Source organism: Palleronia caenipelagi, from assembly GCF_007004065.1.
Lineage (GTDB): Bacteria > Pseudomonadota > Alphaproteobacteria > Rhodobacterales > Rhodobacteraceae > Palleronia > Palleronia caenipelagi.
In genome coordinates this window covers 58,761-71,575 of record NZ_VFSV01000007.1, presented here as the reverse complement: position 1 = coordinate 71,575, position 12,815 = coordinate 58,761, and the positions used below count along the sequence as shown (strand labels likewise).

General features: G+C 64.9%; 14 protein-coding genes and 1 other RNA gene. 7 read left to right on the top strand and 8 right to left on the bottom strand.

What is annotated here, in order from left to right; genetic code table 11:
- The first annotated feature begins 145 nt into the window (after positions 1 to 145).
- Positions 146 to 739 carry a gamma-glutamylcyclotransferase family protein gene (locus FEV53_RS05755; RefSeq protein WP_142833860.1) on the top strand — a complete coding sequence of 198 codons (594 nt, stop codon included), beginning with the start codon at positions 146 to 148 and terminating at the stop codon, positions 737 to 739.
- A gap of 54 nt (positions 740 to 793) precedes the next feature.
- Here the strand turns inward: FEV53_RS05755 and gltX are convergent, their stop codons facing one another.
- The gene (gene gltX, locus FEV53_RS05750) at positions 794 to 2,116 is read right to left on the bottom strand and encodes a glutamate--tRNA ligase (protein WP_142833859.1); all 1,323 of its coding nucleotides are present in this window, start codon (positions 2,114 to 2,116) and stop codon (positions 794 to 796) included.
- Between the two features lie 90 nt (positions 2,117 to 2,206).
- Here gltX and FEV53_RS05745 point away from each other — a divergent pair, with 90 nt between their 5' ends.
- Positions 2,207 to 2,599, top strand: a complete 393-nt coding sequence (locus FEV53_RS05745; protein WP_142833947.1) for a metallopeptidase family protein — start codon at positions 2,207 to 2,209, stop codon at positions 2,597 to 2,599.
- A gap of 63 nt (positions 2,600 to 2,662) precedes the next feature.
- Here FEV53_RS05745 and rpmG read toward each other — a convergent pair whose 3' ends face one another.
- From rpmG to FEV53_RS05710, 7 genes are all read right to left on the bottom strand, one after another.
- On the bottom strand, positions 2,663 to 2,830 hold the full coding sequence (gene rpmG / locus FEV53_RS05740; RefSeq protein ID WP_008330537.1) for a 50S ribosomal protein L33: 168 nt from the start codon (positions 2,828 to 2,830) through the stop codon (positions 2,663 to 2,665).
- 105 nt (positions 2,831 to 2,935) lie between these two features.
- An RNA gene (rnpB, locus tag FEV53_RS05735) (RNase P RNA component class A) lies at positions 2,936 to 3,299 on the bottom strand.
- A 12-nt stretch (positions 3,300 to 3,311) separates the two neighbouring features.
- Entirely contained in the window at positions 3,312 to 4,001 is a 690-nt protein-coding gene (locus FEV53_RS05730) for an N-acetylmuramoyl-L-alanine amidase (protein WP_246100739.1), read from the bottom strand.
- A complete protein-coding gene (locus FEV53_RS05725; RefSeq protein WP_142833857.1) occupies positions 3,985 to 4,752 on the bottom strand; it encodes a hypothetical protein in 768 nt (255 codons plus the stop codon). Before FEV53_RS05725 ends, FEV53_RS05730 begins: the two co-directional genes overlap by 17 nt.
- Before the next feature lie 37 nt (positions 4,753 to 4,789).
- On the bottom strand, positions 4,790 to 6,262 hold the full coding sequence (gatA, locus tag FEV53_RS05720; RefSeq protein WP_142833856.1) for an Asp-tRNA(Asn)/Glu-tRNA(Gln) amidotransferase subunit GatA: 1,473 nt from the start codon (positions 6,260 to 6,262) through the stop codon (positions 4,790 to 4,792).
- A gap of 30 nt (positions 6,263 to 6,292) precedes the next feature.
- Entirely contained in the window at positions 6,293 to 6,580 is a 288-nt protein-coding gene (gene gatC / locus FEV53_RS05715; RefSeq protein ID WP_142833855.1) for an Asp-tRNA(Asn)/Glu-tRNA(Gln) amidotransferase subunit GatC, read from the bottom strand.
- 29 nt (positions 6,581 to 6,609) lie between these two features.
- Positions 6,610 to 7,260, bottom strand: a complete 651-nt coding sequence (locus FEV53_RS05710; protein ID WP_142833854.1) for a hypothetical protein — start codon at positions 7,258 to 7,260, stop codon at positions 6,610 to 6,612.
- Positions 7,261 to 7,363: 103 nt separating this feature from the next.
- Between FEV53_RS05710 and FEV53_RS05705 the strand changes: the two genes are divergently transcribed.
- The 5 genes from FEV53_RS05705 (at position 7,364) to FEV53_RS05685 (ending at position 12,815) form a co-directional block, all read left to right on the top strand.
- Positions 7,364 to 8,311 (top strand): MBL fold metallo-hydrolase, encoded by a 948-nt coding sequence (locus tag FEV53_RS05705; protein WP_142833853.1) that lies wholly within the window; start codon positions 7,364 to 7,366, stop codon positions 8,309 to 8,311.
- Between the two features lie 116 nt (positions 8,312 to 8,427).
- Complete coding sequence (gene ggt, locus FEV53_RS05700; protein WP_142833852.1) at positions 8,428 to 10,218, top strand: gamma-glutamyltransferase; 1,791 nt, start codon at positions 8,428 to 8,430, stop codon at positions 10,216 to 10,218.
- A 79-nt stretch (positions 10,219 to 10,297) separates the two neighbouring features.
- Positions 10,298 to 10,564 carry a hypothetical protein gene (locus FEV53_RS20805; protein ID WP_185962117.1) on the top strand — a complete coding sequence of 89 codons (267 nt, stop codon included), beginning with the start codon at positions 10,298 to 10,300 and terminating at the stop codon, positions 10,562 to 10,564.
- A gap of 39 nt (positions 10,565 to 10,603) precedes the next feature.
- Positions 10,604 to 11,641: a succinylglutamate desuccinylase/aspartoacylase family protein gene (locus tag FEV53_RS05690; RefSeq protein WP_142833851.1), complete on the top strand. Its 1,038-nt coding sequence runs from the start codon at positions 10,604 to 10,606 to the stop codon at positions 11,639 to 11,641.
- A 115-nt stretch (positions 11,642 to 11,756) separates the two neighbouring features.
- Positions 11,757 to 12,815, top strand: coding sequence for a hypothetical protein (locus FEV53_RS05685; RefSeq protein WP_142833850.1), 1,059 nt, complete (start codon positions 11,757 to 11,759; stop codon positions 12,813 to 12,815).

The window sequence follows — 12,815 nt, the reverse complement described above, 5'->3', positions numbered from 1 at the left end:
TGTCCGGTATCAACATCAGCCGATGACCTGCGCAGGGTAGATCGAAACAGGCATGGCGGCGTGGCATCCAGACGCAAACCAACATCCAACGCGCCGATTTGCAAATCTCTTGTCAAACCAGCTGGAAACTCCGAAATGTGCGCTCATGTATGATCCGCATTTCTTCGGCTATGGCAGCCTCGTCAACCGGCGCACCCACATCTACAACCCCGTTCGTCCCGCGACCCTGTTCGGGTGGCGACGGGAGTGGCGGGCGACGGCGCTGCGGCCTGCCGCGTTTCTCACCGCGAGGCCAGTGGAGGGAGATGCGCAGATCGACGGGCTGATCGCTCCTGTGCCGGGGGCGGACTGGGCGGCGCTGGATTTGCGTGAGGAAGGCTATAACCGCTTGCCCACCACCGCCGTGCGCCATGACATGGATCATGAGCCCGAGATTGCCGTCTACTCGATCCCGCCGCGCGAGGATGACGGGACCGACAACCCGATTCTGCTGAGCTACCTCGACGTGGTCGTACAGGGCTTTCTTGAGGTTTTCGGCGAAGACGGTGTCACCCGTTTCTTCGAGAGCACCGATAACTGGACCCTGCCCATTGCCGATGACCGGCACATGCCGCTCTATCCCCGCGCGCAGGAGATGACCCTGCAGGAAGTCAGTCTGACCGATCACTGGCTGGCCGCGCTGAATGTCACCCGGATCCCCGTCGAAGAGACCGGCCTCGGCTACGACGCGGCGCCCTGAACGACAGAGGGCAACCCGTGCGGGCTGCCCTGCTGCCATAACCAAGAGATCCGGTCAGCCGTTCAGCGGCTTCTGGAACAGCGGCAAGGCGCGGCCAAGCTCCGGTCCCCGCGCCTGCCCCGTGATCGCCAGACGCAGCGGCATGAAGAGGCCCTTGCCCTTGCGGCCCGTCGCGTCCTTCACCGCCGAGGTCCACTGCCCCCAGGTCTCGGACGCGTAGGGGTGCGACGGCAGGAGGCCCATGGCGGTATCGATGAACTCCCGGTCTTCCTCGGCCACCACCGGCTCCGGCCCGTCGCGGAAGAGCTGCCACCAGCCCGCCAGATCATCGAGAGTCATGATATTCTCGCGCGTCACATCCCAGAACTCAGGAGCGATAGCGTCAGGCACACCCAGATCGCGGATATGCTCGGCCACCGCCTCGTAGGGGCGGGCGGCCAGAACACGGGCGGAGAGAGGCTTGAGGTCTTCGGCATCGAATTTCGTCGGCGCCGAGCCAAAATGCGAAATATCGAATCCCTCGATCAGCTCATCCAGAGACCCATGCAATTCCACCGGTTGGGATGAGCCGAGCCGTGCCATCAGCGACAGGAGCGCCATGGGCTCGACACCCGCCGCGCGCAGGTCGCGCAGGGACAGTGTGCCGAGGCGCTTGGACAAAGCCTCGCCCTGCGGGCCGGTCAGCAATGAATGGTGGGCAAATTCGGGGTGCCCGTGGCCGAGGGCGGCCATGATCTGTATCTGGGTCGCGGTGTTGGTAACGTGGTCGGAGCCGCGCACCACATGGGTCACGCCCATCTCGGTATCGTCCACGACGGAGGCCAGCGTGTAGAGAAACTGCCCGTCCCCCCGGATCAGCACCGGGTCAGAAACGCTGGCCGCATCGATAGAGAGGTCGCCGAGGATGCCATCGGTCCACTCGATCCGCTCCTGATCCAGCTTGAACCGCCACGCCCCGTTGCCCCGCTCGGCCCGGAGTTTGTCCTTGTCCGCGTCAGAGAGCGCCAGCGCCGCGCGGTCATAGACCGGGGGCTTGCCCATGTTCAGCTGCTTCTTCCGCTTCAGATCCAGCTCCGTGGGCGTCTCAAACGCCTCATAGAACCGCCCCTTCGCCCGCAATTCGTCGGCGGCGGCCTCGTAACGGTCGAGCCGGGCTGACTGGCGCTCGATCCGGTCCCAGGTCAGGCCCAGCCATTCCAGATCTTCCTGAATGGCGTCCGCATATTCCTGCTTGGACCGTTCCGGGTCCGTATCGTCGAGACGGAGGATGAAGGTCCCCCCCGCCTTGCGCGCGATCAGCCAGTTGAACAGGGCGGTGCGGAGGTTGCCAATATGGATGTAGCCGGTCGGGGACGGGGCAAAGCGGGTAACGGTCATGAGATGGCCCTTTGGGAGCGGGAGTTGCGGCAGGAGATCGCACTTTGCGCCCCGCTTGTCGAGAGACAGACGCGGCGCCATAACCGGCCCATGACCCTGCCGCCTTCCCTCGCCGATCTGGAGACCCGCGCCATCGAGGCGCTGGCCGCGCTCCCCGAGCCGTTCCGTGCCGCCGCAGGCCAGGTGGCAATCCGGGTCGAGGATCTGGCCCCGGAAGAGTGGTTGCGGGATCTCGGGATCGAAGACCCGTTCGAACTGACCGGCCTCTACGACGGCATCCCCCTGACGCAGAAAAGCGTCCTCGATCAGCCTCAGAGCCCGGACACGATCTGGCTGTTCCGCCGCGCGATTCTCGATGAATGGGTCGCGCGTGGCGATATCGCGTTGAACGATCTGGTGGCTCATGTGCTGGTGCATGAGCTTGCGCATCATTTCGGCTGGTCGGACGATGACATCGGGCGCATCGACCGCTGGTGGGAGTAGTCTCCAGAAACGAAAAACGCCGCCCAATTCGGGGCGGCGTTGTTCCGTCGGATCGGCGCGATCTTACTTGATCTTGCCTTCCTTGTACTCGACATGCTTGCGAGCGACCGGATCGTACTTACGGACGGTCATTTTCTCGGTCATGGTACGGGCGTTCTTCTTGGTCACGTAGAAGTGACCGGTGTCCGCCGTCGAGTTCAGGCGGATCTTGATCGTGGTGGGCTTCGCCATGCTCTGTCTCCTCGGCCGGGCGGTCGGGCCACCCAAGTGATCGATACTTCAAAAAAGCTGAAGCCGCTACATACGCAGGATGTGCAGGGTGTCAACCTTCAAAGAGCGCGCGGACGGCCTGTAAGCCGGATTCTGTCCATGTCCCGAAAGACACTGGATGACCATTCATCTGCCCCGCCCGTTGCCGGACGGATCTAGCTGCCTACCCGGGATCCTGGCGGAAGCTGCCGGTGGATCCCCTATTCGGCATTGCTCCCGGTGGGGCTTGCCATGCGGGCCCTGTTGCCAGAGCCCCGGTGGGCTCTTACTCCACCGTTTCACCCTTACCCCGGACAGGCCGGGGCGGTCTGTTTTCTGTGGCGCTTTCCGTCGGGTTGCCCCGCCCGGGCGTTACCCGGCACCGTCGCCTCCTGGAGTCCGGACTTTCCTCGCGCGGGCAGGACCCACACGCGGTCATCCAGCCATCCGCGCGGCGCTGTCGTTAGGCGCTGGCAGGGGCGGCGTCAATCGCCAGCGCGCGGGCCAGTGCCAAATCGGTGCCATCAAGCGGGCCGTCATGGCCGGGGCGATGACGCAGGCGCAGGGCCATGAGGAGCACCTCCGGGTCGTCCGCGCCGGTATATCCCGCCCGATGCATCAGGACTGTGAAATCTCGCTGATCAGCGGCCGGGACCACCGCAGGCGTCGGCGCGGCGAGGCCCTGACGGGCCAGACGGGTCCAGTCGAATCGAGGGCCGGGATCGCTTTTACGCCCCGGCGCGCAGTCAGAATGGCCGATGACCCGGTGCGGTGGGATCTGCCATCGCGCCATGATGTCCGCCAACAGCTCTTCGAGCGCCCGCATCTGGGCCTCGGGGAAGGGCAGGCAGCCGCGATTGCAGAGCTCGATCCCGATAGAGCGAGAGTTCACGTCCCTGACATCACCCCACGCCCCGGCCCCGGCATGCCAAGCGCGCAGCGCCTCGGGCACCATGTGCACCACGGCGCCAATGCGGTCGATCAGGTAATGGGCGGAGACCTCGACCTCGGGATCGCACAGACGCGAAATTGCCTCCTCGGCGCTCTCCATCGCGGTGTAGTGCAGCACGATCAGGTCGGGCTGCGCGCCCTCCCGCCGCTCTCCGTGATTGGGAGACGGTCGGTCGCAGGGCGGTTCAGCCTTTTGCCGCACGGAACGGCGCCGGGTCCCAGGCGCAGGCAAAGCCATCCCCGTCGGGGTCCACGCCCAGCCTGTCCTTAAAGGGTCCACCCTGAGCGAGGAAATCCTCCTGCGCAAGATCGGAGGATGGGTACTTGTTGCAGGCCCGACGTGCCTTGCCCTCGCCGGAGAACGGACCGCGCGGATAGATCGACTCGCCGCGTCGGTTGGTGCTGGTCAGGGCGTATTGCACGATGTTTGGACGGTTCGTCCCGGTCCGCTGCGGCAGCGCCTCGGGGGCGGCCACCTGATAAGCGGCACGCTGGCGCTCAAGCCGCTCCGCATCCGATTCGATGGTTTCGCGGGAGGCCACAGCCTCAAAGCTCTGCTCGTCCGAAATGCCTACCCGCCCCGCAGGTCGCGCCGGAGCCGCTGGGATGGGTGCTGCTGAGGCCAGAGTTTGCTCTTGCACAGGCTCAGCCGCGGGAAGGCCGCCGCCAGCGCTCTGGCCCGAAGGTAGCCCCGCGCTTGCCAGTTCCTGGGACGAGATCGCCGGAGGCGGCGAAGAGGCTGCTGTCGGGGTCAGTGGCGGCGCGGAAACCGGCGCGGTCGGGGCAACCGTCGCGCCGCCGCTCAATTGCCGTTCGCGCTCGAGCCGGGCCTGCTCATAGCTCTGGTAGGTCCCATTGGCCGCGCCCCCGGTGGTGGGGTAGGTCTGCGGCGTGGAATTACACGCTGACAGGAGCGCAGCCCCGCAGAGGGTTATCACAGCGAAACGGATCATCGACAAAGCCTTTTGGACAGCGAGTTCGGGGCTGGTCTTACCACCAGCGCGCTGGCTTGGCTACAAAGGCGGCTTCACGTTCCAGAGCGTAGGCGAGGTTCAGCAAATCGCCCTCTTCGAACGGACGACCCACCAGTTGCAGGCCCAGAGGCAGTCCAGACGCATCCAGCCCCACCGGCACCGAAATCCCCGGCAGTCCGGCCATGTTCACAGTCACGGTGAACACGTCGTTGAGATACATCTGCACCGGATCGGCATCGGCCATCTCACCCAGCCCAAAGGCCGCTGTGGGCGTGGTTGGCGCAAGAATAGCATCGACCCCGGCTGCAAACGCCTCGTCGAAGTCGCGCTTGATCAGGGTGCGGACCTTGCGGGCGCGATTGTAATAGGCGTCGTAATAGCCCGCCGACAGCACATAGGTGCCCACCATGACCCGGCGCTGCACTTCGGGGCCAAAGCCCTCGGCGCGGGTCTTCTCATACATATCGGTGATGCCATCGCCCGGCGCCAGCTCAGCCCGGCGGCCAAAACGCACGCCGTCATAGCGCGCCAGATTGGACGAGGCCTCGGCGGGCGCGATCACGTAATAGGCGGGCAGCGCGTATTTCGTGTGCGGCAGGGAGATATCGACGATCTTCGCGCCAGCCTCTTCGAGCATGGCGCGGCCCTTGGCCCAAAGCTCGTCGATCTCGGCGGGCATATTGTCCACGCGGTATTCACGTGGGATGCCGATGGTCTTGCCCCGGATGTCGCCGGTCAACGCGGCCTCGAAATCGGGCAAGGGCAGATCGGCGGAGGTGCTGTCCATCGGGTCATGCCCTGCCATGCCACCCAAGAGGATTGCCGCATCGCGCACGGTTTTCGTCATCGGCCCTGCCTGATCCAGCGAAGAAGCAAAGGCCACCACGCCCCAGCGCGAGCAGCGGCCGTAGGTGGGCTTTAGCCCCACGGTGCCGGTAAAGGCGGCGGGCTGGCGGATCGAGCCGCCCGTATCCGTGCCGGTCGCGCCGAGACAAAGATCGGCGGCCACGGCGGCGGCAGACCCGCCCGAAGAGCCACCCGGCGTCAACTGCCGGTCATCGACCTTCCAGGGGTTCACGGCATTGCCGTAGACGCTGGTCTCGTTGGACGAGCCCATGGCGAATTCGTCCATGTTCAGCTTGCCCAGCATCACCGCACCCGAGCCCCAGAGCTGGCGCGTGATGGTCGATTCGTATTGTGGCTTGAATCCTTCGAGGATGCGGCTCGCGGCTTGGGTGGGCACACCCTCAACGCAGAACAGGTCCTTGATCCCCAGCGGGATACCGGTCAGCCCGGTTTTCTCGGTGGCGGCATCGGCGGCGCGGGCATCGTCCAGCGCGCGCTCCGGCGTGGTATGCGCAAAGGCGCCCAGCACCCCGGCGCCCTCGATGGCGGAGAGGCAGGCTTCGGTCAACTCGACCGAGGTGATTTCTCCCCCGGCCATCTTGTCCCGCGCCTCGGCGATCGTCAGTCGGTTCAGCTCTGTCATCTGGATCTCTTCCGGTAGGGCTTTGCGGGATTATTCAACAACCTTCGGCACGGCGAAGAAGCCTTCACGTGCGTCGGGCGCATTGGCCAGCACCTTCGCGGGCTGGTCGCCATCGGTGACCACATCCACACGGCGCTTCAGGCGTTGTGGGGTGACTGAGGTCATTGGCTCAACCCCCTCCACATCGACCTCGTTAAGATGGTCAATGAGGCCCAGAATCGCGTTAAATTCCTGCGCCAGCTCCGGCAGGTGCTCGTCTTCGACGCGAATACGCGCCAGCTTCGCCACTTTGCGTGCGGTCTCCAGATCAATCGACATGGGTGTCCCTCTCGGTGTCGTCTGCCCCTCTATCCCCCGGTCGTCCCGTATTCAAGACGGTGACGGATCAGCACGCGGATCATCCAGCCCAGCATCAGCGCATTCAGGATATGCCAGAGGAAATGTGTGCCGATGGGCCAGCCGGTGCAAAGCGGCATGTCGAGAGAGCGGAAGGTCAGCGACAGAGACAGGAGCGCGGCCCCTGGGATCAATCCACGCCCGACAGAGGGTAAGCGCCTGAGCAGAAACAGACCGTAAAGCGCGATCAGCAGCGGCAGCGGCCAGTAGATCGCCGAGATTGCGAAGCCCGGCAGCTGCGCGAAGACCGCAGACATGGCCCAGCCATAGGGCAGGTAGGCCAACGTTCCAGCCAGTGACAGTGGCACCGACCAGCCGAGATAGCGCCGGTTCGCAGCATAGATATAGCTCAGCGCGAAGAACGCGATAGGCAGCGTGTCCGCAACCCCTGCCCAAGGGGTGGCGAAGGTATGGAACAGCCCCGACCCGATACCGATGGTCAGGAGAAGCGCACAGAGGACCCGCTCGATGCCGACCGTCCTCGGCCAGAGTGCCAGCGCCACAGCGACAAATGCGAGGTTCGTCACCGCATTCACCGGCTCCGCCCAAAGCCCCGGCCCCAGCCGCTCGCAATAGGCGTCGATCTGTCTCGTCCAGTCCATCAAGCCCCCTGCCTGACAATCGCGTGCGGTGATGACGCAGCGTCGTTGAACCGCCGCCAGGAAAGGTTAACTTTGCTCTATTCCACGTCCAAGGAGAACCGGAATGTCCACAAGACGACAGTTTCTCGCCGCAACTGCGGCCACCGCCACCCTGCCCCTGATCCCCGCCACTGGCCGAGCGGGCTCCCATGAGATGGCGAAACCCGCCGCCCTGCCGCAGGCCCTGCGTTTTCCGGTGGGCGACATGGCGATCACCGTGCTCTCCGATGGTGCAATCCCGATTGGAGCAAATGCTCTCCAGGGTGTGGATCAGGCGGGCTATGACGAACTGATGCAGGAGAACTTCCGCGACCCGGCAACGTTCCGCGCCGCCGTCAACGGCTTCCTCATCGAATCGGGTGACGCAAAGATGCTCGTCGATGCGGGCGGCGGCGGTGCCATGGGCGATGCGCTGGGGCGCCTGCAGGGCAACCTTACCGCCACCGGGACAAAGCCCGAAGACATCTCCATGCTCCTCGTCACCCACCTGCACCCCGACCATGTGGGCGGCGCCGTGGCTGATGGCGCGGCGGTGTTCCCCAATGCCGAACTGGTCGTGCATGAGGCCGACCGGGCCTTCTGGTCCGGGGATGCGCCCGAGGGGTCGGAGAATTTCTTCCAACTCGCCCAGGGAGTTCTCGGCGCCTATGGTGACCGCCTGAAAGTGATCAACGGCGAGGACGATGTGGCCTCCGGCATCGCCGCCATGCCCCTGCCCGGTCACACGCCGGGCCATACGGGCTACACGATCTCGTCCGGCGACCAGTCGGTGCTGATCTGGGCTGACATCGTCCATGTGGCGCCGGTGCAGTTCGCCCGCCCCGACGTGACCATCGGCTTTGACGTGGACCCGGAGCAAGCCGCCGCCACCCGCGCCCGGATCCTCGACCGGGTCGTGGCCGACAAGATGATGATTGCGGGCAGCCATATCGACTTCCCCGGCATGGGTCATGTGATCAAGCATCAGGACGGTTACCGCCTCGTGAACGCCGCCTACCCCTACCCGGCCTGAGCCAAACCGGCCCCGGGGGCGTCCTCCGCTCCGGGGCCACACACGCATAAAGCATCTTGTGCGAACGGCTTTTCCGTCTAACGCTAACGGCCTGACACTCTGAGGGGAGGCCTGAGATGCGACGACTTTACCCACTTGCCCTGCTGCTGGCGCTGCCAGCCCACGCCCAGCAGGCCGCCGATGCGATCACCACCGAGGGCACATCCGAAACCGCCGTCTCGGCCTTTGCGACCCTGCCCCAAAGGGTGCAGGACGCGCTGGCGGCCAAGGACGCGGGCCGGCCGGTGACCGCAGAAAACTGGATGGTTGCCGCCGCCAACCCGCTGGCAGTGGAGGCCGGGGCGAAGATCCTCGAACAGGGTGGCTCGGCAGCGGACGCCATGGTCGCCGTGCAGACGGTGCTGGGCCTTGTGGAGCCGCAATCCTCCGGGCTCGGGGGCGGCGCATTCCTCGTCTGGTACGATGCGGCCTCGGGCGAATTGACCACGCTGGACGGGCGCGAAACCGCGCCGCTGGCCGCCCGTCCCGAGATGTTTCAGGACGAGAACGGCGAGACCATGGGCTTCTACGACGCGGTGGTGGGGGGCCGCTCCGTGGGCACGCCGGGAACCCCCGCGCTGATGCAGATGGCCCATGACAAATGGGGCAAGCTCGACTGGGCGCCGCTCTTTGCCGACGCCACCGCTCTGGCCCGCGACGGATTCGCCATCTCCCCCCGGCTTGCCGGTCTCGTGGCGGGCGATCAGGAGCGACTGACAAAATTCCCCGCAACCGCTGCCTATTTCTACCCGGACGGCGAAGCGCTGACCGAGGGCGCGACTCTGACCAATGACGCCTATGCCCAGACGCTGGAGACCATCGCCTCAGGCGGGGCCGACGCTTTCTATACTGGCGAGATCGCCCAAGGCATCGTCGACACAGTGCAGAGCGCCGAGGGCAATCCGGGCGTACTCGATCTGACCGATCTGGCGATCTATCAGGTGCGCGAGCGCCCCGCCATCTGTGCCACCTATCGCGCACATGATGTCTGCGGCATGGGGCCGCCCTCCTCCGGCGCGCTGACCGTGGGGCAGATCCTCGGGCTGCTCGATGGGTTCGATCTGTCGGGGATAGGCCCCACCGATCCCGATTTCGCTCGCCTGCTGGGCGACGCCTCACGCCTCGCCTTCGCCGACCGGGGACTCTACATGGCCGATAGCGACTACGTCCCCATGCCGACCAAGGGCCTCGTGGACCCGGCCTATCTGGCCAGCCGCGCGGAGGTGCTGAAGGGCGGCGCTCGGCTGGAGGCCACCGAGCCTGGCAATCCTGAGTGGTCACACGCCATGCGGCTTGCCCCCGATCAGTCCATCGAATTCCCCTCCACCAGCCACATCACCATTGTCGACGGGGACGGCAATGTGCTGTCCATGACGACCACCATCGAGAACGGCTTTGGCTCGCGGCTGATGGCACCGGGCGGGTTTCTGCTGAACAACGAGCTGACGGATTTCTCCTTTGCAACGCAGCAGGATGGACGGCCCATCGCCAACAGGCTGGAGCCGGGCAAGCGCCCTCGCTCCTCCATGTCGCCGACCATCGTGATGAAGGACGGCAAGCCCGTGCTGGCCATCGGCTCCCCCGGCGGCTCGCGGATCATCGGCTATGTGGCGCAGGCCATCGTCAACCACCTCGATTTCGGGATGGATGTGCAGCAAGCCATCGCCGCCCCGCATATGGTGAACCGCTTTGGCACTTATGATCTCGAGGACGGCACCGATGCCACCGCGCTGCAAGAGCCACTGATCCAGATGGGCTATGATGTAAGCGTCCGCGACCTGACCTCAGGCCTCCACGCCATCCGCATTGGCGAGACGCTGGAGGGCGGCGCCGACCCGAGACGCGAGGGGGTAGCCGTCGGGGGTTGAGCCCAGAGCTCCCGTCCAGCACCATGGGGCGCAGCTGAAAACCTCGTCGGGCGCGAACCCGGAATGAGCAGGAATGACGATGAACAACTCTCTCATCTGGGAAATCGTCTACGGGCTCTTAGCCGGGCTCGTCGTCGGGCTTTTCCTCGGGTTGATATTCGCGGATGGCAACCCGTTCGGCTGGCTCCTCTGCCTGTTAATTGGCCTCATGCTCGCCCGTATCTACTTTCGGTCCCGGTCCGGGAAAAGATCTGAAAGAGGGGGATGGGGCGGCGGTGACGATGGTGGGTCCAGTTGGTTCGGCGGCGATCATGACGGCGGTGGAGGCGACGGGGGCGGCGATTGAAGCCTTGCGCGCCGAAAGTGACCGGTTAGATACGGCCCTATGGTGAGGGACCCTTTCGAGATTGGCGACATCCGCATCGCTCCCGGCACCCGGCAGACTGTCGATTTGCCGGTGTCGGCGCTGGCCGATCACACGCCGGTGCATATGTCGGTCCATGTGGTCCATGGCAAACGCCCCGGCCCGGTACTCTTTGTCTCCGCCGCGATCCACGGGGATGAGATCATCGGCGTCGAGATCGCCCGGCGGCTCCTGAGCGCGCCGCAACTGGGCACCCTGCGCGGGACGCTGCTGGTGGTGCCGATCGTCAACACCTTCGGGTTTCTGAACCGCTCCCGCTACCTGCCCGACCGGCGCGATCTGAACCGCTCCTTTCCGGGCCACGAGAACGGGTCTCTGGCCGCGCGGATGGCGCATATCTTCATGGCAGAGATCGTGTCCCGCGCAGATCTCGGCATCGACCTGCATTCCGCCGCAATCCACCGCACCAACCTGCCGCAAATCCGCGTGTCTGCCTCCAGCCCCGCGACGCTGGAGCTGGCCGAAGCGTTCGGCGCGCCGCTGATCTTGCGAGCGAAGCTGCGCGACGGCACGTTGCGCTCGGAGGCACGGGCGCGCGGTGTCGATGCGCTGCTATATGAGGCGGGCGAGGCGCTGCGCTTCGACGAGATGTCGGCACGGATCGGTGCGTCGGGCTGCCTGCGGGTCATGCACCGGCTGGGGATGATTGGCGCGCGCGGGCTGGGCCGCCGCGCCGCCGAGCCAGTCACCGCCCGCGAGACGAGCTGGGTCCGCGCGCCCGCCAGCGGCCTTTTGCGCCTGTTCCGCGAGACCGGCGAAGAAGTACGCGCGGGCCAGACCCTCGGCATCGTGGCCGATCCGTTCGGCGAGACCGAATTCGAGATCCCCGCCCCCTCGGACGGGCTGATCCTCGGCCGCGCGACCATGCCTGTGGTGAATGAAGGCGACGCCATTTACCATATTGCCGATGTCCCCGTCACAGACAGTGGTCATCGCCTGTCGCAACTGACCGCCGATCTCGAAGCTGACCCGATGTTCGACGAGGACGAGATCCTCTGATTTTCGAGTGCAGTGTTTTTCCGGTGAGCTATCGCCTGGCGGTCCGGTCAGAAATGCCGACTTTTTGAGGTGAGTGTGCTATAATCATCGTATTTCATGCTCTTTTGAGGCTCACATGCGCAGGTCATTCGCCATTTTGTTTGCTTTGTTGTCCCTGAAGCCAGCCCTCGCCGAAGGCCCTCAGGAGGCGGTCGACATCTTCCCCAACGTCACCGTCCCATTTCAACGCGATCACACCGGATGCGTGATTTCCAAGATTGGTGACCTGATCTGCCCGGATGCGGACATGTCCTGGCCCGGCGGATGGGAAGAAGACAGCGTCCTCGACCCCTGGTCTGAAATATCTGATCCGGTTATGTTACCGGCCCCCGGTGAAGAAGCGTGGGGCGACTGGACCTCAGACGCGGGGCCGGATGCCAGCGGCGGCGGCTGGAGCTTCCCGTCGGGCTCAGTTGGAGCAGGGCGGGGACCGGCCTCTGTCCCCGACATCGCGCCTGTCATCGTGACCGATCCGGCATTTGACGCCCCCGAAGCAACGCGCATCTTTGCCGGCCCATCCGATTTCGCGCCGGAGGATTACGGAGCCTATGCGATCCTCTCGGGCTGGGGCGACATCCGGGGCAGGCAGAGGGAGCGTTACGTGAACATCTGCATCGCCTTTGCCAATATTCTGATGAACGCTCAGTCCGGTTTTGCGCCGGTGCCGCTAAAACAGCTTGTGACCGTCTGGCCCGTCAATACGACAATGGTTGCAACCGATCTGAACACCGCGGCGGCCATCAACCGGTCTGAATGCGAAAAGGCCGTTGACGCTTATGATGTGGATGCCGGGCTCAACGCGCGCTGGGACGCAGCCGCAGCAGTGCCGCAAATGAACCGGGAAATCGGCAGGGGTCCGTTTCTCTTTGCGTGGAACCCGTCGGCGGACAAAGGCCAGACTGACCGGCCCCTCTTCCGGATGGATCTCTCTCCGGTCGAAACCGTTGGGCATGCCGAGATCTATTTCTGGATCTGGCATGCCAAGGTTGTTCAGGCGCCCGCACTCTGGATCGACGACTGGAACGAGCCAGAACTCAAGGAGCGGTTGCGGATCGCAATCGAGGGGCTGGCCGAACCAGTCACTGCTGCGCTCGGCAATCTCGGCGATCTCATCGGATTACTGAAGAAAGGATAG

What these genes read in the sequence shown, in the direction of transcription:
- FEV53_RS05755 (WP_142833860.1), top strand. Translation starts at nt 146, where the DNA reads ATGTATGATCCGCATTTCTTCGGCTATGGCAGCCTCGTCAACCGGCGC.
- gltX (WP_142833859.1), bottom strand. Translation starts at nt 2,116, where the DNA reads ATGACCGTTACCCGCTTTGCCCCGTCCCCGACCGGCTACATCCATATT.
- FEV53_RS05745 (WP_142833947.1), top strand. Translation starts at nt 2,207, where the DNA reads ATGACCCTGCCGCCTTCCCTCGCCGATCTGGAGACCCGCGCCATCGAG.
- rpmG (WP_008330537.1), bottom strand. Translation starts at nt 2,830, where the DNA reads ATGGCGAAGCCCACCACGATCAAGATCCGCCTGAACTCGACGGCGGAC.
- FEV53_RS05725 (WP_142833857.1), bottom strand. Translation starts at nt 4,752, where the DNA reads ATGATCCGTTTCGCTGTGATAACCCTCTGCGGGGCTGCGCTCCTGTCA.
- gatA (WP_142833856.1), bottom strand. Translation starts at nt 6,262, where the DNA reads ATGACAGAGCTGAACCGACTGACGATCGCCGAGGCGCGGGACAAGATG.
- gatC (WP_142833855.1), bottom strand. Translation starts at nt 6,580, where the DNA reads ATGTCGATTGATCTGGAGACCGCACGCAAAGTGGCGAAGCTGGCGCGT.
- FEV53_RS05710 (WP_142833854.1), bottom strand. Translation starts at nt 7,260, where the DNA reads ATGGACTGGACGAGACAGATCGACGCCTATTGCGAGCGGCTGGGGCCG.
- FEV53_RS05705 (WP_142833853.1), top strand. Translation starts at nt 7,364, where the DNA reads ATGTCCACAAGACGACAGTTTCTCGCCGCAACTGCGGCCACCGCCACC.
- ggt (WP_142833852.1), top strand. Translation starts at nt 8,428, where the DNA reads ATGCGACGACTTTACCCACTTGCCCTGCTGCTGGCGCTGCCAGCCCAC.
- FEV53_RS20805 (WP_185962117.1), top strand. Translation starts at nt 10,298, where the DNA reads ATGAACAACTCTCTCATCTGGGAAATCGTCTACGGGCTCTTAGCCGGG.
- FEV53_RS05690 (WP_142833851.1), top strand. Translation starts at nt 10,604, where the DNA reads ATGGTGAGGGACCCTTTCGAGATTGGCGACATCCGCATCGCTCCCGGC.
- FEV53_RS05685 (WP_142833850.1), top strand. Translation starts at nt 11,757, where the DNA reads ATGCGCAGGTCATTCGCCATTTTGTTTGCTTTGTTGTCCCTGAAGCCA.